The sequence below is a fragment of the Stenotrophomonas sp. 2619 genome (assembly GCF_040548725.1).
GTDB classification, from domain to species: domain Bacteria; phylum Pseudomonadota; class Gammaproteobacteria; order Xanthomonadales; family Xanthomonadaceae; genus Stenotrophomonas; species Stenotrophomonas maltophilia_AP.
The window spans coordinates 505,820-526,935 of record NZ_JBEPSF010000001.1 but is presented as its reverse complement, the minus strand read 5'-3'; the positions used below and the strand labels follow the sequence as shown (position 1 = coordinate 526,935).

Sequence of the window (21,116 nt, the reverse complement as noted above, 5' to 3'; positions counted from 1 at the left end):
CCACACTTTCCGCACGCTAATATGACGAGCCTGGCAGTCTGAGCGTAGAAACTGCGAGCAGCGAAAGTTTCTCCAGCCCCTACGCGCGACCCACGCCCTTGGCCACGCCCTGACTCCAACAGCCTTTGTGGAGGCCGAACACCAGGGGTAAAGAAGTTCGCGGCTTCGGCAGGTGCTGACGCGGCTCCTGCCAGTCCGGTATGCCAGGTGTGCCCAAAGCATTCCAAAACGCGGCGCAATATACCAAGCGTGTGTCGTTGGAATTCGGCCAAGTACTTGATTGATGGTGACCCCGGCCCGATTCGAACGGGCGACCTTCCCCTTAGGAGGGGGACGCTCTATCCAGCTGAGCTACGGGGCCTGGAAGATGTGTGAAGGATACAGCGTGATCGCCTATGCGGCCATCCCGCTTGACCACCGTACACGTCGCGGGGCCGCTTCTCCCCTATCCTTCCGTGCCCATACTCGCCCGCATCATTGTCCATCCATGGATCCTTCCTTCTGGAGAGCCCTCTCCCTGCTCGGCGACAGCCGATTCCTCCTTCCGGCAGCTGTCACGTTGATGCTGCTCGGCTACCTGGATGGCAGGAGACCCTATCGACGATGGTCATGGGGGGTTGGCGCTGTCGGTGTCGCTGTATTGGCGAGCAAGTTGGCCTATCTGGGCTTGGGAATCGGCTTGACTTCACCGCAGTTCACCGGCTTCAGCGGCCATGCAGCATTTTCCGCGGCCATTTGGCCCGTTCTGCTGGCAAGTGCTACCCGCACGCGACAACGTGGTGCGGCGGTGTCAGGCCTAATACTTGCGGCGCTCGTCTCAGCATCAAGGCCGCCGCTATACACCCACTCTTGGACGGAGGTCATTGCTGGCTGGCTATTGGGCTCGCTGGCAGCGGTCTGGGCACTACGTGGTGCTGTTCCCGCCGATGTTCGGCGACTGTCTTGGACTATCGCCGCATTGGCAGTCGGCAGCGTCACCCTGGCTACGCTTTGGAATGTGCGCCCACACACATTGTTGCTGCTGGTCACTGGCCACCCGCCTCACTGAGGCTCCTGCTACCGTTATCACACCCACGACTTGACATCAAAAGCGTACAAACGTGATCATAGGGATGAATTACCCCCTAACGGAGTAGGAGAACCCGTTCTATGAAGAAGATGCTTGCCGTAATCGCCCTGGTAGGCCTGTCCTCCCCGGCTTTCGCCCAGGACGCTCAGGTTGAGCAGACGGGTGCTGCTACCGAAACCACGACCTCTGCTGAAGTCGCTGGCGCTGAGGCAGCGGGTTACTCGACTGCTGCCATCGCGGGCACCACCGTGGGCGTGATCGCTGCGGGCGCCGTGCTGTACAGCGTCGCCGGTGACAGCTCCAGTGGCTCGAACGACGATGGTGGCAACAATGGTGGCACCGATCCGGGCGGCCCGGGTACGGGTGGCACCGGCGGCACGGGTGGCACTGGCGGTACGGGTGGCACCGGCGGCACCGGCGGCTGATCTAGCCAAAGCCTGAACCCATGCCCTCGCCGGGCCATGCTTGGCGAGGGTTTTTTATGTCCGCCGAAAAATCAGACTCTACATGACCATGAAGTTCACCTGCCTTGCGGTCGCCCTGTTGGCGACTGTCTCCCTGTCCGGCTGCATGCTTGCGCCAGGACAGCACCTGCGTCACAGCGATGTATCGGCGAATCGACAGAGCGATGATCGCAAGCTGGAGCTGATTACCATAACTCCAAAGCTCATCGCGATGGACCGCGCGACTCAGCAAGAGCAAGTGCTTCCCCCAGAGCTGTTCGACTACCAGCCGACCGATTACACCCTCGGCGTTGGCGACATCCTCTACATAACCGTGTGGGACCATCCGGAGCTGACCGTCCCGGCGGGCTCCCAGCAACAGGGCAATCTCGCCGGCCGGCTAGTGCAGAGCGACGGCGCGCTTTTCTACCCCTATATCGGCAAGGTGCAGGCACGTGGCAAGACGCCCATGGCGCTTCGCGAAGAAATCAGCCGCCGCTTGGCGCAGTACATTGAATCACCGCAGGTGGACGTCTCAATCCTGACCTACGGTAGCCAGCGCGTATGGGTTACCGGCGCTGCCGAGCGGTCTGCGCCCATCGCACTTGGGACATCGCCGCTGACCCTTGCCGATGCGATCAGCCAGGCCGGCCTGAGCGTTAACCAAGCGGATCTCTCAGGCGTAAAGCTGAGCCGCGGAGGGAAAACCTATACCGTCAACCTGGAAACCTTGGCGACACAATACGGCGGCCGCCAACTCTACTTGAGGGACGGAGATTCCATCTTCATCCCGTACTTGGACCGCAAGGAGATCTTCGTCGTTGGCGAGGTCAATCTGCCGGGCGCCTATAGCTTCCGTACCGGCGACGTGTCGCTCAATCAGGCGCTGGGCCGTGCACGCGGCCTCACCCAGGAAACCTCAAGCGGAAACGCCGTCTATGTGATCCGAGGCAGCAAAGACCTGGAAACTGCGCCGTCAAGTGTGTTCCAGCTTGAAGCACGCTCCCCGACTGCATTTGCAGTGGGCAGTCAGTTCATGCTTCAGCCTGGCGATGTCGTGTTCGTCGGCGCAGCAGGTGTGACGCGCTGGAACCGCTTCGTAAACCAACTCCTGCCCTTCAGCAACATCCTGTATACCGCCGCTCGTACGGAGAATGAAGTCGGGGGCAACTGACATGACTGGCTCGCCAGTGCTTCCAAGCGCACGCAACCTGCGCCGCGCTTGCTTGCTTCTAGCCGCGAGCACCCTTGTCGTGCTCGGCGGCTGCACTACGGGTAGTCGCGCAACAAGCGATTCTTTACGACTGCTTTTCAAACGGCAGATCGAAGCGACTCCCGACCAGGTTGCCGCAAATCAGTATCCACAGGCTCAGGTAAGGACACCGGATCTCTCCGCAATCATGGTGCTCGGCTTCATCGACGACGGCCAACAGATCTGGTATGCCGGAAATCAAGCGGTTTTTCGGCTGGATGAACACGGAATTGTGGCCGGCATGTCCGGGAACGGGCGCCAGTTGCGGTCCAGAATCATCGGCGAGTCGCCATTTGCGAAGCTGGCGACAATCAGCGGCAAGGCAACGATCAAACGCGAGTACGACTGGATACCTGGCTACAAGATGGGCATCACCGCGCAAGGCACGCTGAACCGCGGTCCAATCGAATCTGTCGACATACTCGGAACAAAGCGCAACCTGATTCGTTTCGATGAACGACTGGAGGGCGGCCTGAAAGCCCACAATGTTTACTGGGCGGACGCTACCACTGGTTTCATCTGGAAAAGCCGTCAACAACTGAGCCCGGACTACGCCATTGAGCTCGTTCAGCTCAAACCGTACCGGTTATCAAAGGACTGATCCATGCAGTTGCGTTCTCTCGCCCTGGCAGCCGGGCTCGCTGTCGCGTTCTCCGCATCCGGCGATACCGGATTGCCACCAATGATGATCCGTGTAGAAGGCCAGGCGCATGCGCCCGGTCAGTATACGGTCGTGGCCGGCGGGCGGCTCTCCCAGGCACTGGCAGCTGCGCGTCCAAAGCTCGAAGCATATGAACCAGGCATCGCCCTCCTGAGGGAATCAGAGCGCGTGAAGCAAATCCGGTTACGCGCCGGCTTGGAGCACGATCTGATCACCCTGCAGAAGAGGAAGGATTCAAGCATCGCGAACGCCGCTACGGGCCTCTTGCGTTGGCTGGACGGCCACGATGCGACCGGACGGATCCCGCTCTCCGTGAATGACATGCGCTTGATGCAGGTTCAGCCAAAATCAGATCCTCCTCTGGAGTCTGGCGATGTCCTGATCATTCCGTCGCGCTCAAAGACGATCAAAGTTATGGGCGCTGTTGCAGCGCCCTGTGAGCTTGACCATGAGCCTCTTCGCGATGCACGCGACTACCTGAGCGCTTGCCCAGCAAATGCGGGTGCAGATCCGAACGATCTGTACGTGATTCAGCCTGACGCGCGCACCGTGCGCGTTGGCATCGCCATGTGGAATCGTGCCGATCCCCAATCCGTAGCACCCGGCGGGGTAATTTACGTTCCAATCCGCCAACGCGCCGTTGACACCGTCGACGGCACTTTCAATGCCGAGTTCGCGGCGTTCGTTGCAACCCAGGTTCTAGACCCGTGACACGCCGTATGCCGAGGCATCTCCTTCCCGTTCGACCCGCCGCCCTGACCCTGTCGATACTGTCGCTATCACTTTCAGCCAGCATCCATGCCCAGCAGGCCCCGCCCGCAACCGCCAGCGAATGGGGCGGAGTCGGTCTGCTACAGACGCCAACTGCGCGCATGGCAGATGACGGTGAGATTGCGTTCACCGCGTCTCATACCTCGCCATACAGCCGCTACAACGTGACCATGCAGCCCTTCCCCTGGCTGGAAAGCTCGTTCCGGTACATCAACGTGTCGAACATTCCGTACGGCGCAGTCGATTTCAGCGGCGACCAGAATTACAAAGATAAATCAATCGATTTCAAAGTCCGGCTGTGGCAGGAAACGCGCTGGACGCCCGACCTTGCCTTTGGTGTCCGCGATTTGGGCGGTACGGGCTTCTTCTCTAGCGAATACGTCGTCGCAAGTAAGACGTTCGGTCCGATCGACGCGTCCGTTGGCTTGGCCACGGGCTACCTCGGCAACCGCGGCGACTTCTCCAACCCATTGGGCGTCATCGACGATCGCTTCAAGGACCGGCGCCCGATTGCCGGTAGCGACATCGCACAGGCCGGCAAGTTCGGCGTGAGCAACATGTTTAAAGGCCCCGTTGGCGTATTTGGTGGCATCAGCTACCAGACGCCGTGGGACGGACTGGTGGTCAAGGTTGAGTACGACGGCAACGATTACAAGCGCGAGCCCCGCTGGAACAACTTAAGCCAGCGCACTCCAGTGAATGTGGGCCTTGTGTACCTGCCCAATCGCAACGTTGAGCTCACCGCAGCATGGGAGCGCGGTGAGGCCGCGATGTTCTCACTCACATTTAGGGGAAACCCGGGGCACGCCCCCTCTTCCCACAAGCCTTTTGACCCTGCTCCGGTGAAACTGCAGCGAAAAGCGGCGGCAGACGACGTTCGCACCACTGCCGCCAACACGGGCACGCTGGAGATCGATGTTGATCAAGCGGTCGATTGGGAGCTGATCGCGCGACAGCTACGTAACAACGCGGGCATTCGTGTGGACCAGATCTCTCGGCGCGGAAGTGAGCTCTTCATCGACGGCTACCAAGCGAGTTACTTCAAGCAGGCCAAGGGAATGGGGCGCGCTGCGCGCATCCTTGGTAGCAACGGGGTGGAAGGTTACGACTGGTACACCCTTCGCACTACGCGATTGGGCATGCCCATCGTTGATACGTCCATGAAGATAGAAGCCGTCGAAGCGTATCTTGACGGCCGCGGCAGCGAGGATGACCTTCGCCGGGGCACGGAGATCACAACTCCCTCCGATGTCAATCGCGAAATATTGTACCGGCACCAGAACAAGCCCTGGGGAAGCGGGTTCAGTTTCGGCTACCGTCAGAACCTCGGGGGGCCGGACGGCTTCATTCTCTATCAGGTCGCAGCCAACTACAGTGGAAGCGTCTTCTTCCGCCGTAACGCTTGGCTCACCGGCACCGCCAGCGCCAATGTAATCAACAACTACGACAAGTTCCGCTACGATGCGCCCAGTCAGCTTCCACGCGTTCGTACTGACCTGCGCCAGTACACCACCACGTCTGAGGTAACGCTACCCAACCTCCAGTTCAACTTGGCAGGCCGCCTCGGGCGCGACCTGTACGGGATTGCCTACGCTGGCTACCTGGAATGGATGTATGCAGGCGTCGGGGGCGAACTTCTATACCGACCAATGGGCGAGTCATGGGCGGTAGGGGGGAACCTCAACTATGTCCGTCAACGCGACTATGACCAGCACTTTGGACTGCGGGACTACCGCATCACGACTGGTCACGCGACCCTCTACTACAGCTTCGATGCCAAGGAGCGCGTTGTCGGATCGCTCTCAGTCGGCCGCTACCTGGCAGGTGACTACGGCGCGACACTTAACGTGGCCAGAGTCTTCGACAATGGCATGACGATGGGTGCGTATGCCACCAAGACAAATGTCTCCGCTGCGGAGTTTGGCGAGGGCAGCTTCGACAAAGGGATCTACTTCAGCATTCCACTGGACACCGTACTCCCCCGTTCCACGCGCGCAAGCGCCACTATCAACTGGGCACCACTCATCCGTGATGGCGGCGCAATGTTGAGTAGAAAGTACCCGCTCTACAATTTGACCGGCGAACGGAACGAGCGCTTCTTCTACGACAACATCGATGCAGTTGGCGACTGAAGATTGATTCAGTCGACGCATGGAACAGCAGGCCCCTCGCAGTCCGGCAGTACACTCCGGACTGCGAATCACCCTTACTTGGCATGACGAGGAGCCCCTGCCAGGTAGTCCTCTCGCAGAGGGCTGAACCGATCTGGCGCCCTGGATCCACAGTCTCTCCGAAGAGCTCAGTGGCTAATGAAGGACGCGTCGGATTCCGCGCGCTCAGGGCGCCAGACTCAGCTCAGGCCTGAATCAAGTCCCATGCTCCCATGCAAAACCTTTGGCCGCGATCACAACCGCGGCGCTTGATCCATGGGCGTTATCCTGCCCCAGCCGCAGTAGGATGGATCGCCTAACACACCGCCGCCGGTGGTAACCAGAAGTGGAAAAAGACATGGCAGTGCTCTCGCGATACTGGTTAAACGCAGGTCGCCAGCCGCGCATACGAACACGTCCCTGTGGCCCTTTGAACACTGACAGGTGTGCGCACAAGGGACTCATCACGTCTGAACGCGTAACGCACCGGCGCGCTCGTGATTAACATCTGCCCCCGCGAGCCCCCGCGGCACGTTCTCGACTTTCTCGATAACCATAGGAATAGATGAACATGACCAAGAACATGAAGGAGGTAATATTGGACGTCTTGACGAAGTAGGACTCTGTCAAGTTGGAGCCCAGATACAGCACAAGGAACGAGAGAATGGCGATCTTCGCTCCACCCGCGGGAAAGCGCGATGCATTGAAGTAGAGCTTCATGCCAATCGCCAAGAAGATAAACGCGCCAACAATACCGAAGTTCAGAATGAGGTCAATGTAACCGTTGTGGGAGTCGGCAGGCACGAAGACACCCAATCCGATGTTCGATACATAGGATTTGAAGTTCGAACCATAGAAGCCCTCAAGCCCGAATCCAAACAGCCAGCGCCCCTCCTTGTTCAACCCCTCCAGCGCCCCTTGCCAGATGGTTGCGCGACCGGTAAGTGGTATCTCCATACCTAGCACGCTGATGTAATCGTGGTTACTGCCCACCTCGCCAAATGCGACCTGGCCTGTCGCGAATCCGATCATCGTGAGAATCGCGACCATCAACAGGATCGGAACAAGCGACAAGCGCACGTATCGCCACTTGAACGCGAAGGGCACCACCGCGAGGATGAGCCCCATCACTTGGGATGTTCGAGAGTTCGACAAGAACAGACTGATGGCGCAAACACCAATCCAGATCCCCTCCCGCATTCGCATGCGCCCGCCCCGCATTACCAACTGCAAACTGATGAAGAAGAGCAGAAAGTAGAGAAGGCGCCCGAAGGTGTTCTTCTGCGCGTAAAGCCCATTCAGCGAGTTCTGGCCATCAATTACGTGAAATGCGATGACCGGGGCGATTGCTGCGAGAATCAGACATATGATCAGGATTGCCTTGAGTGCCTTCGTCATCTGATCAACGAAGACATCGAATTGCATGGCTTTTACGACATGATTGGCAACAATGATCACACCAATATAGGACGCGTATTTCAGCCAAAAATCCAAAGCACCACCATTGAAGGCAATGCCGAGCAGAAGAATGTACGCAAGCAGGAATAGAAGATACCTGTTTATGCGCATTATGGTGCCCCGCATGCAGGACAGGACGAATGCAAATGCGTAGACGAGCAGTACGGCGGCGTGATGCAGCTGGAGGCCGGCGAGGTCCCCCAGCCCCCAAACCATCGGCCCCACCGAAAGCGGAATCCATGTGTAAAGCAGAATTCGGTCAGCCAAGCTGATTTTGGTGGCACTGTTCACGTTGAAGCCCTCTTTGAGCGCAATTCCACCAGTACACGACGCAATTGGAAGACAGCATATGGAAGGAACCAGAAGCCGCGCTCCACGAGGGACATGTAACCCCGTGAAAGAGCCGAGAAGCCCTGCACCCGTCGGTCTCGAAAGCTCGATGGCAGTTCGCGGACCAGGCTCATCAATTTGGCATGGTAAAGCCGGTACTCACTCAGCGGCACGCTACCCTTAGAGATACCATCGCACCAGCGCGGCAGCGTGTAGAAAAAGACTTCCTTGCTTATAGAGCGCCCTACCCGCGCGGGATCCGAACTACCATGCTCGGCAAGATGATTGAGCGCCACCAGCAGATCCCCGCCACGGGTAAAGTTGCCGTTGATACTTGAGCTGACGCGGACGCCGTAGCGGTAGCGTATGCACGGGTCGAAGTGGACTGATGACGCCCGACTGATCCAAAGCGGAACAACCGCCATGTCTTCGTGGATCACCCCCTCGAGAAAACTCATGCCGGGCGCGTGAAACAGATCGCTCGATATGATCTTGTTCCAAGCGCTATGTCCAGCTGACTCGAGTCGGTCAAGTTGCGCGCGACCATCGGTCCCGGCGAACAAACTCGGCGTGTAACGGTCCAATTCTTTGAGCGTTTCCACGTCAATGCGCCGGTAGCCGGTAAGCACGACCTCATGGTTGCCGCGGCGAAGCACCTCAAGCAACGGCTCTGCGTCCTGCTCCTCGAACACATCATCGACGTCGACAAACCACAGATAGTCACCCGTCGCAGTGAGCGCGCCGGTGTTTTTTGCACGCCCTTGGCCTCCATTGGCCAGATGCAGCACCCGGACGGCTCTGTGGGTTGCCGCAGCAGCATCCAGCAAGGTTCCAGTTATGTCGGTGGAACCATCGTTGATGAGGATGAGTTCTACATCACCGGTAGCCAGGTAAGGTTCCACTGAGGCCATGAATGCCTGCAGGTGCTGGGCACCGTTGAAGATTGGAACCACAATGGAGAGTATCGTCATGGCAGACGCCTTCTGGGGAAGCCACCACCAATGCGCAGCCGCACATCCGCAACCATGAAGGGCAGATACTCGATCAGATAGCGACGCCAGAGCCGCCTTGGCTCGCGGAGCAGCCTGTAAGGCGCGCGTAGGTTGAACCGATTTACCCACTCCGGATAGTACTTGACCCCGGTCAGCGCTTGATCCAGATATCCTCCGCAGGTAAAGCCCAAGCCGTTCCAACCAGAGGTCTTCAGCCCGAGGAGGAATCGATCCTGGTACGGTGCCCCCATCCCACAGATGACCACATCAACACTCCGCGCCTTGATTTCTGAGTGACACTGATGAACTTCCGGCTCTCCATTGAAGTAGCCCGATCTGGCGTATGCGATGTCAACGGCGAACTCCTTTGCGAACACCGCGCCTGCCGCGGCGGCGACGCCGTCAACCCCACCGATCAATGCAATCTTGAGCGAATTGAGGCGGCAGAACTCAAATACCTCCAATGCAATGGAGTTCCCATCAAATGAACGTCGAGCGACCACCCGCCGCAGCTGACGGCTTGCGCTTGAGGCCAATAGATTTCCATCCGGGAAGGTAACGTCGAAGGCTGCCAGATCAGCAGCGTATCCGGGTTGGTTCATCATCATCCGCACGGAAAGTGGATTGACAAACGTGACAAGCAAAGCGCGCTCACCCTGCCCTTGGAAGGCCCGCCAATCGGGTTGAGAACGGCCAAGTAGTTCGACGAGCTCGCTGAGGGCTGCTTTTGAATCGGGCACGCCAGCCATCAGAACCCCAGCTTCTTCAATGCACGGGAGACGAAACTCTGCCTCCAGGATTTGCCCCAGTGGTGAATGGCGTACGTGTTCTCGGTGATGCTCGAGAACATCAGCTCCCTTACCGGGCGACTGTCATCGTAGGGGTTGTAGGGATAGAAGTGCTCTTCCGACAAGATCGCCACGGTCGAAGGATCGCCGGCTGCAACCGACGCCATCGCCACTTCAGGGGCGATCAGGTACGGCTTTCGGGCGGCGAAACGCTCATCGATCACGCGCATGCATTCACGAGGCAACCAGTGCCCGGGCACCGATCCGATGACGCCGGTGGTGGGCCGCCCTGGCGCCTCCAGGCCCAGGAAGCAGTCGTGAGCCAGAAGCGGATCGAACGATTTTACAACTTCGATATCTGCATCGAGGTAGATGCCGCCCTCGTCGGCGATGGCGCGCAGCCGGATATAGTCCGACAAAAAGGCCCACTGCTTCTTCTTCAGGCAGTACTGCAGGAAAGGCGTGTCGAACCGCGCGGAGGACTCATCCCAACGCACGATGCGATAGTCCGGCAGCTTCTCCGCCCACGTATCAATGCAGCGGCTGTACAACGCCGGCAGTGCATTTCCCCCAAACCAGCAATAGTGGATTGTCTTGGGAATCACGATACCGCCTCCCCTGCGAGTGCCCCAAGCAGAAACTCCCTCGAATGCTCCCGAAGCTCGGCGACACGACGATTCACACGTCGATAATCGATCGGCTCCAGCTCGGTCGCCTCGAAGCCCGGGTTGGCCGACGCGTCACACAATCTTTCTTCCAGGCCAAGTAGTGCCAGAAGTGATTTGAAGCGCGTAAGCCCACGCCCGGCATTGCCGATGGCGACGAACTGCTTTTCGAAGATGATCGAGAAGATCATTCCATGGTAGGAATCGGTCACGACGAAATCAGCGTCACGGAAGCGGCGTGCCCACTGCCCGATATTCACGTAGCCGGTCAGATCCGTCTCCGGCTCCGCGAGCGTCATTGTGGCCAAGTGTTGGGTTCGCTGGACCGTGTCGATGATGCCCTGCTTCGTCGCGGATCGGTCAAGCACATAGGCATAAAGACCACCAGCGCTTTTCCCGGGCGCCAGGCGCTCGATCACACTGTCGTGGAACGACCGTTCCACCAGCAGCGTCGGGTCCAGCACATGAACGGCGTCGTTTCTTCCAAAGCGCTGCTCGCAAAGCGAGACACCCGAGTCCTCACGGACCGATACCGCATCAAACTGCCCAAGCAAGTTGCCAACCTGCGCCACCTTGCCGTCGTCGGTCCATTGGTCGGTGCCAAACGAAGCGGCATAGGAAATCCGTCGCACAGGCGTGTTCTGCAGGAACGACAGAAAGTACGCGTCGTACGCGCCGTCGTCGATGTAATCCAGGCGCCACACCTGGTCGCTTCCCACGATGACGGCGTCCAGGCCAAGCCGCTCACTCTCTGCGGCCAACTGTGCTGGGGTGCGACTGACCCCGGATTGGGTCGGCAAGAACGCCTGCATGAAGGCGGCGTGCTTGCGCAGCTTGAGGAACTGGCTGCGATAGTTGGCTATGTTCTGGCCAGGAATGCGCTTCAACGCCGCAATGACGGCCAGCTTCCACCCGGCCTTGCGATGTTCCTTGCGCAGCAGGATGGGCTGGTATCCCTGCTCGTCGAGAAACGCATACAGCGCCGCAACCTGGACGATACCGCCATAGTTGGAATGCAGCGGCAGGGTGAGCAGGCCGATTCGACGGGTCATGATTTCTTCCTCAAGGGTCGGAGGACCAGTGACTGCAGCATGGCCCGCAACGTGCGGTACGTCCTGCGCAGAAGCTGACCATTCTGATAGTTGTAAAGCACGTCGTAGGGCAGCAGGCGCAGAAAGAACCACCCAAGCCCACCACCTTGCTTGGCCTCCTTCAGGGCCCGATGGGAGACCTGGGAAAGGCGCATGCGAGTGACGTAAAGACGCCGCCTCATCGGCTCCAATCCGCCGTCGCCGGCCTGGACGCGCTTACGGGGCCGCCAGGTGCCACGCGAATCCATATGGGCCAGGCGAACCTGGAGCCCTTCATTGCGATGGCGGAAGGTTGCCGCCTGGGACTGATGGATCTTGGCCGGATCGATCGGATCGAGCGCAATTTCACCCCGCGCGCTCGCGCCCGCGAGCAGCGCTGCGATGACAGGATGGCGCACGATCACTACGTTAGTCCCGAGACTGTCCTTCACATACTCCGGCAGCCATGCATCGCCCATGACAACATCGGCGGTCTCGCAGGCAACGTCATCACAGAAATCGCAGGCCAGCGGCTTGAACAGGCCCAGCCCCCAATCCGAGCCGTACAGGCGGAAGTTCTCCGTACGCGCCACCTTCGTCCTGGACTTTACTTCGATCGAATAATCATTGGCCGGGCGCGACGCGTCCTTGACGCGGAAGTCCACATCGCTTACTTGGTCGGGATGGATACCCAACTGCCACCCGAACGATTCGACAAAGCCGCGCGACTTGAGATGACCGCAGAAAATACCCACGAAGTATTTGATCTTGCCCTGCAGTTGCGGGTCGCTCTCGGCAGCCAAGCGCAGCGCCTTGATATGGCACGGAACGCCGGTAATGGCGAACGTGCGCGTGGTATCGGCGCGCACCTGCTCCAGCACCTCATGGAAGCCCGTGGGGTAGTAGATCGACTTTACCCGCGTCCGCAGTTCATCCACTGAACTGGAAATCAGGTACTCGAAGATGCCGTCGCCGGCGCCACGGCCCACGTGGATGACCGCATCGACCTCACCACGGGTGAGCAGTTCTTCGAGCACCCAGGAGGTGAGTCCGCCGGAACTTCCGGAAAGACGGTGCGGACCCGCGACTGCATGCCCCGCATGCAACTCCGAGTAGAAGCCTGTCGAGGGGTGATGCGAGATCCCTGGCAGTCCCCCGAACAGCTCGTCCGCCAGGATCGTCTCGTTCCTGTCGGTGCCGAACGGGCACGTCGCTGCAGGCAGTGATTCCAGCGCGGGGTGGGACGGCTGTGGCATGCCCAGGTCGTTGATGGACATCTGCACACCAGTGGCCGCCACTGCGCAGCCGCCACAACCAACGCAGTAGCCGCCCTTGACGATCTGCCCAAGTGAAACTGCCTGGTTCATGCGGGGTCGCTCTTGGTGAATGAACGGTGGGCGGTATAGCAGTACAGGCCCACCAACAGCGCTTCGGTGGCAATGGCGGCCTGGATGGCGCCCTGCATGCCAAAGCGGCTGATCAGAAGATGGTTCAGTACGAGATTGCAGATCGCCACCAACCCCATGATCCGGATCTTCACCCGCATCAGGTTGCCGGTGCTGAGAATCGCACCCGCACTGGTGGCAACGAAGCGCATCGGAATGCACGGCGCAAGCCACATGAGCACCCAGGCGGCCTTCGCATATTCCTTGCCGAACAACAGCGGCACCAGGTACTGAGCGAGCAGCGCAGTACAGACGGCGGCGGCCAGTCCAAGAAGGAGCATGTACTTGTTGCCGGCAACATAAGCCGCCCGGAACGCGGCCCGATCCTGAAATGCCCACCGATGCAGGCGCGGCATCATCAGCTTCTGGTAGATCGTGGTGGGCAGCAGGTACAGCGCGGCCAGGATGGTGACCGCCACGCCAAATGTGGCAGTAGCCTCGGGCCCTAGGTGGTGGCTGATGAAAAGGATGCTGCTCTGGAAGTAGACCAGGAAGAACAGATTGCCCAGGCCGAATGCCCAGGTCTCCGAGGCCACGGACACAATGCCCGGCCGCTCCAGAACCACCGGGCCGGTGGGTCGCTCATGCCCCACCACGCCCATGCGCCCGGTCGCCAGCGCCACCATGTTCGGGATGCCGGCGAGCACCAGCAGGCCGCCCACCAGTGCGTACAGCCACGCAAGGGTAACCGCATCCAGACCTTGGCCGGCCAGCAGGACGCCGGCCACCACGAGGAACCGGGCCACCTGCGGCAACGTTTGCCAGACCATCAGTGGAACCGGCTTTTCCTCCAGCAGGAAGCGGGTGGTGACCACCTCGATGCTGGCCACGGAGAGCAGGCTCGTGGACAGGATGAGCAGGCACCAGGCCGTCGGGTCTTCAACGCCCAGGCCGAATATGGCCCAGGCCGCCACGCCGGCAATCGTGATCACCGTACTCAACGCGCAGAACATGAACGTCGGACGGATCCAGCGCATGGCATGCCAGCCCTCGCGCCCGAACACCTTCAGCCAGAACGCCTGAAGCCCGAAGGCGGTCAGCGGTGAGACGATGTTGATGGTGGTGAAAGCCGCCATGAAGATGCCGTACTCCCGGGGCCCCAGTACGCGCGCGGCGAGTATCTGGGTGAGGAACGTCAGCCCGGCGCCCACGATGGTGAACAGACCTATGACGGAAACGTGCTGGATGGAACGTTTCATTGTGTATGACTTCAAACCGCGTATGCGTGCGGGGCAAGGCCCTGCCAGGGAGGATGCCGCGACTGCCGCGCCGACATGCAGTTGTGTGGATCCAGCTCGGGTTGCCGCCGATGGAATGCCATCGCGCGGCGACGGGGCCGGACACCGCGCGGGTCAGGCCGGGCGCGCACCCCGGCCTGCCGCGCCTCCGCCTCAGGAAGAGGTGGACTTATATTCGTAGTACCCGTAGCTGTAGTACCCGGTTGCGCGGCGCTGCACTGCGTTGAAGATCGCGCCCTTGATGCGGACGTTGTTCTGTTCGAAGCGGCGCTTGGCCAGCGCAAGTTCCTTGGCCTGGTTCAGCCCGAAACGCGCCACCATCAGGCAGGTGCCCGCATGGTGGGCAATGATGGCCGCATCGGTCACCGCCAGGATAGGCGGCGTATCGATAATGACGATGTCGTACTGCGGGGCCAGCTCTTCCAGCAGACGCGTGAAGTTGGCATGCATCAGCAGCTCGGACGGATTCGGCGGCACGTCGCCACGGGCGATGTAGCTCAGGTTGTCCAGACCGGGCAGCGTGCGGATCACCTCGGATCGCTCGGCCTTTCCTACCAGCAGATCCGACAGGCCGGGCGTCTGCGTGGTACCGAGCGCCTTGTGAAGGGTGCCCTTGCGCATATCGGCGTCGATTACCAGGACCCGCTGCCCCGCTTGCGCGATGACGGCGGCAAGGTTCGAGGAAACGAACGTCTTGCCTGCATTCGGGCTGGCGCCGGAAATCAGCACGATGTTGTTCTTGGCCTCCAACCGTGCGAAATGCAGGCTGGTGCGCAGGCTGCGCACGGCTTCAATGGCCAGGTCGGCCGGGTCCTTCACCGCGAGCAGATGCAGCTTCCCATCCGCGCGGAACTTGCCCCGCACCGAGTCACCCTGCTGCTGCACGCTGACCGGGATGGAGGCATACACCGGCAGCCCAAGCTCCTCGATCTGCGCCGGGTCTTCCACGCCGCGATTCAGCAATTGCTTGAGCAGCACAAGTGCGACGGACAGGAAGGCACCAAGCACGGTGCCGATCAGAACCACGATCGCCTTGCGCGGCTTCACCGGCAAGGTAGCATCCACTTCGGCTGCATCAATGATGCGCACATTCCCAACCGTACCTGCGCGGGCAACATCAAGCTGCTGAGCCTGATTGAGCATGCCGGTGTACATCTCATTGCTGACCTGGAGGTCACGGGTGAGTCGCAGAAGTTGCTGCTGGGCTTCGGGCAACTGCTTCACTTGGCCCTGGAAATTGCTCTTGCGCCCTTCCAGCTCGCCCACCTGGCGCATCAGCGCCTGGTAGGCCGGGTGGTCCCGGGTGAACTTGCGGTCCATCTCCGCCTGCTGCAGACGCAATTGTTGAATGCTGGTCTCGACCGCAACCTCCTGGTCGAGCAGCCCCTTGGTCTGCAACGTAAGGTCGACAGAATTCGCCTTTGTCTGATAGGCACTCAGTGCCTTCTGCGCCTGATCGACCTGATTTCGAACGTTGGGAAGCTGTTCCTTCACGAACGTCAGCTGGGCTGATGCTTCGGCAGAGTTACGCTCAACATTCTGGCGGACGTACGCCTGCGCCACCTGCTGCAACAGATTCTGAGCTACGTCTGGATCTGCGCTTTCGTAGGTCAGCGTCAGAATACCGGAATCTTTCCCAGACTCGGTCACGCCAATGTCTTTCTGCAGGTCATTGACGACGGTCAGGTGACGCTGGCGTTTCACCTCGAATCGCATGCCCGGATGGGCCCGCAGCGCAGCTACCTGCATAGTGACCCCACTACCCTTCGCGACCTGTCCAACGCGCCCGCTGAGCAGCAAGGTGTCATCCTCGTCAAACAACTCATAAGCGCCCTTCTCGCCCGCGACGAAGGTCAACTCACGGGCAAGCAGTGCACGCGGCACCTCCAGCTGGAAGACATCAAGCCTCTCACCGCCCCAGCCGAAACGACTCATTCCAAAGCGCGCATCTGCCAACTGATCTGGATCGACATCTTCGGCCTTCCTGGCAAGATAGTTGCCGATCAACGGAAAGCGGTTGGGCTCAACGCTCACGTCCAGCTTAAGTGCATCAACCGCACTGCCGACAACAGCCCGGGAGGTAATCAGTGCGATCTCGGTTGTGGCTTCAGCAGACCCCCCTCCCATGCCAAGGGACTGGCTGATGTCGGCCAAGCCCGGCAGAGAGGGAACCTTCGACTCGACTTGAACGATCGCATCTGCTCGATAGATTGGTGTCGCCAGCAGTGCGTACGCCGCCGACACAAGGAAGAACACAGCGGTGATCGAGATGATCCACCACTTGTAGTCCACCAAGGTGCCCAGCAGCTGCCGCAGATCAATCTCGTCGTTGTCGTCTTGTGCGGAATTGCGCGAATCAGTTGTCATGGGGAATAGGCATCAAGGCAAAAAGGTTTAAAGACAGAAGAAGGTGCAAGCGGCGCGCATCAAAGATGCCGCGACCAACTTTCCACGCCCTCGGCCATGAGCTTGTAAACGTGCTCGAACGCGGGACGCTGCTGGCGGTAGGGATCGGGTATTTCCCGTTCCTGCTGCCACTTGCCCAGCAGGAAGGTCTTGCCCGATGCCTCCGGGGCGATTTCCGCGATGCGCCGGACGTGCTTGCGTTCCATGGTCAACACCAGATCGGCAGAAGCCAGGATCGCACCGTTGATCTGGCGGGCGCGATGCGCCACGCCATCCAACCCCCGTTCGAGCAACAATTCCTGCGCGGTGGCATCGATGCCGTGGTCGACCAACGCACCCAGTCCCGCCGACGACACCTGGATGTCTTTACCGGCGATGGCCTGGCGCAGCATCACTTCGGCCGATGGGCTGCGGCAGATGTTGCCGACACACACAAAAAGAATGTTTTTGAACACTACCTGGATTCCATAACAGTTCGCGCAGGCCACCTCGTGCATACAACACGCAGCCAGTCGCACAGGTTACCGCACGACACAGGCATTGGCACAGTTTTTTTCATCAAATCATTGACTTAGGTCGCTAAATCACCCTTCGCCTCAGTACGCTGACTTCTGCCCAAAGACCTTGAAGACCGTCATTACGATGATCCGCGCATCCAGCGTGGGGCTCCAACGGCGGATGTAGTCGATGTCGTACTGAACACGCTTTTTCATCGACCGCAGCTCCGGGGTTTCGCCGCGAAGGCCGTGCACCTGTGCCCATCCGGTGATGCCGGGCTTGACGTAGTGACGGTGCATGTAGCGCTCGATCAGCCGCTCATAGTGATTGTTGTGCTGAATGGCATGGGGCCTGGGACCCACCACCGACATGCTGCCCCCGAGCACATTGAAGAACTGGGGCAGCTCATCGAGGCTGGAGCGCCGCAGGAACGCACCGAACCGCGTCACCCGCGGATCATTGCGGGTCGCCTGGGTGATCTTTTCGGCGTGCTCGACATGCACGCGCATGGAACGGAACTTCAGCATCCAGAACTCTTTCCCGCCCAACCCGTGGCGCTTCTGCCGGAACAGTATCGGCCCGGGCGAGCTCAGCTTGACCCCGATGGCCAGCAACGCCAGCAGCGGCGAAAGCAGTACTACGGCAATGCCGGCAACGAACAGATCCTCGATCCGCTTGCCCAGCTTGAACCTCTGGTCCACCAGGCCCTGGCGAACGCCGATCATCGGCACGCCACCCACCTCGTGCACGCCCGGATTCAACGCGCCCAGGCCGGTGGTATCGGGAATCAACCGGACGGGAACCGGGAAGCGCTCGATATCCTTCAACATCGCCTTGATCTGGACGGCGCTGCCCATCGGCATGGATACCCACAGCTGATCAAACTCTCCCGCGTGGGCTGCCATGTACTCCGGCAGATCCTCCACCGCGCCCAGGCGATGCGGCCAGCCACTGCGCCGCCCACCGGCGATGTCGTAGGCGCCGGCAAAGTAACCGACCACCTCTTTGCCCAGCTCCGGCTTGCCGTGAAGCAGCCGATGCAACTTCAACGCGGGCGCGCGCAACCCCACCAACAGCACGCGCTCCCGGTCCAGCCCCCGCGCACGCAGCCGGTGCAACTGCACCCTGAGCACCACCCGGACACCGGTCATGGCCAACAGGCCGGCAACGAACCAAGCCACCAGCCAAAGCGCCGGCACGGCGTCTGCAACGTCGATCAGCATGGCGTACATGGAGAACAGCGCGAACACGGAGGTCCACGCCATCAGCAGGATCCAGAGATCGGCCAGCAACCCCCGGGCCCGCCAGTTTCGATACATCGGAGCAACGGAGAAGCACACGATGGCGCTCAGCAACACCGCGCCAAAGATGACCTTCTGCTCATGAGTGGGGGCTGCCCATCCATAACGCAGGAAATGGGTGGCAATAGCGGCTACCGGCACCACCAGGAAGTCGCCCAGACGCAGACCCAGCTCAAGCGCGGCTCTCGCCTCACCGCGGCGCTCTCGAACCCGACTACCCGTGTCGGCCAGCCCTTCTACAGATCCTTGTAGCATGTACCGCTCCTTTTTCTCCGCACTCATTCCGCATCCTGATACGAGCAGACGCCAAAGCTCCGTATCGGCCGTCTTGCGCGTACACAATCGAGTATTGTAACCAGATTGTGACGGGATCCGAACGGAATTTATTGCTGTTTCCGAAGCCAACAGGCTGAATAGGCACAGTACATGCAAGGACGGGCTCAAGCCCGTCCGCCTGCCGCTCCAAGGGGTGCGTCACGACTCGCGCCTCCTCGAGCCTACAACCGAAGGCCGCGCAAGCTGGTCTGGTAACATCCACCCTACGAACCGACCGCGCCCGGGCAGCTGCCCGGCGCCATCCAGCACTCAAGGAAGAGCTCTTTTGCAGGACGTACTCATCTGCGGCGGCGCCGGCTACATCGGCAGCCACATGGCCCAATGGTTGGCCGAGCACGGCCACACGGTCACGGTCCTCGACAACCTCTCGACCGGGCACCGCGCAGCCGTCCGCTGGGGCGAACTGATTACGGCCGACCTGATGGATCCGGCCTCGCTGGAGCGGGCGTTCCACGGCCGACGCTTCGACGCGGTCATGCACTTCTGTGCGCGGTCACTGGTAGGGGAATCGGTTGCCGACCCTTACAGCTACTACAGCAACAACGTCACCGGCACCCTGAATCTCCTTGAGGCGATGCGTCAGCACGAGGTGGAGAAGCTGGTGTTCTCATCGACCGCAGCGGTGTTCGGCCACCCCACCACTGCCCTCATCGACGAAGAACACCCCACGGCGCCGATCAACCCCTACGGGGCCAGCAAGCTGATGGCCGAGCGCTTTCTGGCCGACGCCGCGACAGCCTACGGCCTTCGCTCGGTGACCTTGCGCTACTTCAACGCCGCCGGCGCCCTGCCCGAGCACGGGATCGGCGAAGCGCATGCGTGCGAAACACACCTGATACCCAACGTCCTGCGCGCCGCTCTCGGCAAGGGACCGCCGCTGAACGTGTTCGGCAGCGACTACGACACCGGTGACGGCACCTGCGTTCGCGACTACGTGCATGTGCAGGACCTTGCCCAGGCCCACGCATTGGCATTGGCCTTCATGGAACACCAGGGAGGCGCCCATGCCTTCAACCTTGGCAATGGCCGAGGCTTCTCAGTGAAACAGGTCATCGCCGCAGCCGCCGCAGTGGCGGGCGCCCCCATCCCGTACACCATGTCCCCGCGTCGTGCAGGCGACCCGGCCTCACTGGTGGCATCCAGTGCCAAGGCGCGCGAACTGCTGGGCTGGCGACCACGCTGGACGGAGCTGACCCCGATCATCGAAAGCGCGTGGCGCTGGCACCGCGACCCACCCGACTGGTCTCCGGGGCACTCGCCGCAGGAGCAGGCAGCCACTGCAGAAGGGCAGCCCTGATCCCAGGGCCGCCCTTGCCGGGTCCGGATCAGCCGATATCCAGCGCCGGGAAGCCCTTGACCAGATCGTCCACGGCCTTGATCTGCCCCAGGAACGCTTCCAGCGCAGCCAACGGCAACGCACTCGGGCCGTCGCAGCGGGCGTGGTCCGGATCGGGATGCGCCTCGAGGAACAGGCCCGCAATCCCGAGGGCCATGCCGGAACGCGCCAGCTCCGCAACCTGACGGCGACGACCACCGGACGCCTCGCTGCCGGCATCGCGCCGCTGCAGGCTGTGGGTGACGTCAAAAATCGCCGGCAGCCCGCCGGTCGATTCGATCATCTCGCGGAAACCGAGCATGTCCACGACCAGGTTGTCGTAGCCGAACTGTGCCCCGCGCTCGCAGAGAATGATGTTCTCGTTGCCCGCCTCACGGATCTTGGACACGATGTGCTTCATCTGCGTGGGACTGAGGAACTGGGGCTTCTTGATGTTGACTGCGCGACCGGTCTCGGCGATCGCGACCACCAGGTCGGTCTGGCGCGCGAGAAACGCGGGGATCTGCAGCACGTCCACGACGTCGGCAACGGGCGCCGCCTGGGCGACCTCGTGCACGTCGGTGATCACCGGCACGCCGAAGCGGCGCTTGACCTCCTCGAAGATGCGAAGACCCTCCTCCAGGCCAACGCCCCGGAAGGAGGTGATCGAGGAGCGGTTGGCCTTGTCGAACGAGGCTTTGAAGACATACGGGATGCCGAGCTTGGCGGTCACCGTGGTGAAGTGTTCGGCCGCACGCAGGGTCGAATCGAGGTCTTCCAGCACGTTGAGGCCGCCAAACAGCACGAACGGCAGACGATTGCCGACCACCACACCTTCCGCAACGGTAACGTTCATTCAGACTCCTGGGGCAAGACGACCGACCACGACCGAAGCCGCTTGGGGTCAATGCGCCATTCTACCGGCTGC

Annotated in this window: 18 protein-coding genes and 1 tRNA gene; 7 read left to right on the top strand and 12 right to left on the bottom strand. The window is 60.7% G+C overall.

What is annotated here, in order from left to right; all coding sequences use genetic code 11:
- Positions 1-284 precede the first annotated feature (284 nt).
- Positions 285-361: transfer RNA gene (locus ABIA71_RS02435), tRNA-Arg, on the bottom strand.
- Between the two features lie 6 nt (positions 362-367).
- Here ABIA71_RS02435 and ABIA71_RS02430 point away from each other — a divergent pair.
- The 6 genes from ABIA71_RS02430 (at position 368) to ABIA71_RS02405 (ending at position 6,328) form a co-directional block, all read left to right on the top strand.
- Positions 368-1,048 (top strand): phosphatase PAP2 family protein, encoded by a 681-nt coding sequence (locus tag ABIA71_RS02430; RefSeq protein WP_354282807.1) that lies wholly within the window; start codon positions 368-370, stop codon positions 1,046-1,048.
- Between the two features lie 101 nt (positions 1,049-1,149).
- On the top strand, positions 1,150-1,494 hold the full coding sequence (locus ABIA71_RS02425) for a hypothetical protein (protein WP_354282805.1): 345 nt from the start codon (positions 1,150-1,152) through the stop codon (positions 1,492-1,494).
- An 82-nt stretch (positions 1,495-1,576) separates the two neighbouring features.
- Positions 1,577-2,686: a polysaccharide biosynthesis/export family protein gene (locus tag ABIA71_RS02420; protein WP_354282803.1), complete on the top strand. Its 1,110-nt coding sequence runs from the start codon at positions 1,577-1,579 to the stop codon at positions 2,684-2,686.
- A 1-nt stretch (position 2,687) separates the two neighbouring features.
- Positions 2,688-3,365: a YjbF family lipoprotein gene (locus tag ABIA71_RS02415; protein WP_354282801.1), complete on the top strand. Its 678-nt coding sequence runs from the start codon at positions 2,688-2,690 to the stop codon at positions 3,363-3,365.
- A gap of 3 nt (positions 3,366-3,368) precedes the next feature.
- Positions 3,369-4,136, top strand: coding sequence for a capsule biosynthesis GfcC family protein (locus ABIA71_RS02410; protein ID WP_354282798.1), 768 nt, complete (start codon positions 3,369-3,371; stop codon positions 4,134-4,136).
- Positions 4,133-6,328, top strand: coding sequence for a YjbH domain-containing protein (locus ABIA71_RS02405; RefSeq protein ID WP_354282796.1), 2,196 nt, complete (start codon positions 4,133-4,135; stop codon positions 6,326-6,328). The genes ABIA71_RS02410 and ABIA71_RS02405 overlap by 4 nt, the downstream gene beginning before the upstream one ends.
- A gap of 519 nt (positions 6,329-6,847) precedes the next feature.
- On the opposite strand, the gene ABIA71_RS02400 is transcribed toward ABIA71_RS02405, so the two are convergent.
- From ABIA71_RS02400 to ABIA71_RS02355, 10 genes are all read right to left on the bottom strand, one after another.
- Positions 6,848-8,095: an O-antigen ligase family protein gene (locus ABIA71_RS02400; RefSeq protein ID WP_354282794.1), complete on the bottom strand. Its 1,248-nt coding sequence runs from the start codon at positions 8,093-8,095 to the stop codon at positions 6,848-6,850.
- Positions 8,092-9,105 carry a glycosyltransferase family 2 protein gene (locus ABIA71_RS02395; RefSeq protein WP_354282792.1) on the bottom strand — a complete coding sequence of 338 codons (1,014 nt, stop codon included), beginning with the start codon at positions 9,103-9,105 and terminating at the stop codon, positions 8,092-8,094. Before ABIA71_RS02395 ends, ABIA71_RS02400 begins: the two co-directional genes overlap by 4 nt.
- Positions 9,102-9,875 (bottom strand): WecB/TagA/CpsF family glycosyltransferase, encoded by a 774-nt coding sequence (locus ABIA71_RS02390; protein WP_354282789.1) that lies wholly within the window; start codon positions 9,873-9,875, stop codon positions 9,102-9,104. The genes ABIA71_RS02395 and ABIA71_RS02390 overlap by 4 nt, the downstream gene beginning before the upstream one ends.
- Positions 9,875-10,519 carry a glycosyltransferase family 32 protein gene (locus ABIA71_RS02385; RefSeq protein ID WP_354282787.1) on the bottom strand — a complete coding sequence of 215 codons (645 nt, stop codon included), beginning with the start codon at positions 10,517-10,519 and terminating at the stop codon, positions 9,875-9,877. The genes ABIA71_RS02390 and ABIA71_RS02385 overlap by 1 nt, the downstream gene beginning before the upstream one ends.
- Positions 10,516-11,631: a polysaccharide pyruvyl transferase family protein gene (locus ABIA71_RS02380; protein WP_354282785.1), complete on the bottom strand. Its 1,116-nt coding sequence runs from the start codon at positions 11,629-11,631 to the stop codon at positions 10,516-10,518. The genes ABIA71_RS02385 and ABIA71_RS02380 overlap by 4 nt, the downstream gene beginning before the upstream one ends.
- Positions 11,628-13,016, bottom strand: coding sequence for a Coenzyme F420 hydrogenase/dehydrogenase, beta subunit C-terminal domain (locus ABIA71_RS02375; protein WP_354282783.1), 1,389 nt, complete (start codon positions 13,014-13,016; stop codon positions 11,628-11,630). Before ABIA71_RS02375 ends, ABIA71_RS02380 begins: the two co-directional genes overlap by 4 nt.
- Positions 13,013-14,293, bottom strand: a complete 1,281-nt coding sequence (locus ABIA71_RS02370) for an oligosaccharide flippase family protein (protein ID WP_354282781.1) — start codon at positions 14,291-14,293, stop codon at positions 13,013-13,015. The genes ABIA71_RS02375 and ABIA71_RS02370 overlap by 4 nt, the downstream gene beginning before the upstream one ends.
- A 192-nt stretch (positions 14,294-14,485) precedes the next feature.
- Positions 14,486-16,699: a polysaccharide biosynthesis tyrosine autokinase gene (locus ABIA71_RS02365; protein ID WP_354282779.1), complete on the bottom strand. Its 2,214-nt coding sequence runs from the start codon at positions 16,697-16,699 to the stop codon at positions 14,486-14,488.
- A gap of 59 nt (positions 16,700-16,758) precedes the next feature.
- The gene (locus ABIA71_RS02360; RefSeq protein WP_354282777.1) at positions 16,759-17,235 is read right to left on the bottom strand and encodes a low molecular weight protein-tyrosine-phosphatase; all 477 of its coding nucleotides are present in this window, start codon (positions 17,233-17,235) and stop codon (positions 16,759-16,761) included.
- 99 nt (positions 17,236-17,334) lie between these two features.
- Positions 17,335-18,819 (bottom strand): undecaprenyl-phosphate glucose phosphotransferase, encoded by a 1,485-nt coding sequence (locus ABIA71_RS02355; protein WP_354282775.1) that lies wholly within the window; start codon positions 18,817-18,819, stop codon positions 17,335-17,337.
- 319 nt (positions 18,820-19,138) lie between these two features.
- Here ABIA71_RS02355 and galE point away from each other — a divergent pair, with 319 nt between their 5' ends.
- A complete protein-coding gene (gene galE, locus ABIA71_RS02350; protein WP_354282773.1) occupies positions 19,139-20,170 on the top strand; it encodes a UDP-glucose 4-epimerase GalE in 1,032 nt (343 codons plus the stop codon).
- Positions 20,171-20,198: 28 nt separating this feature from the next.
- On the opposite strand, the gene kdsA is transcribed toward galE, so the two are convergent.
- Positions 20,199-21,044: a 3-deoxy-8-phosphooctulonate synthase gene (gene kdsA, locus ABIA71_RS02345; RefSeq protein ID WP_354282771.1), complete on the bottom strand. Its 846-nt coding sequence runs from the start codon at positions 21,042-21,044 to the stop codon at positions 20,199-20,201.
- Positions 21,045-21,116: the final 72 nt, after the last annotated feature.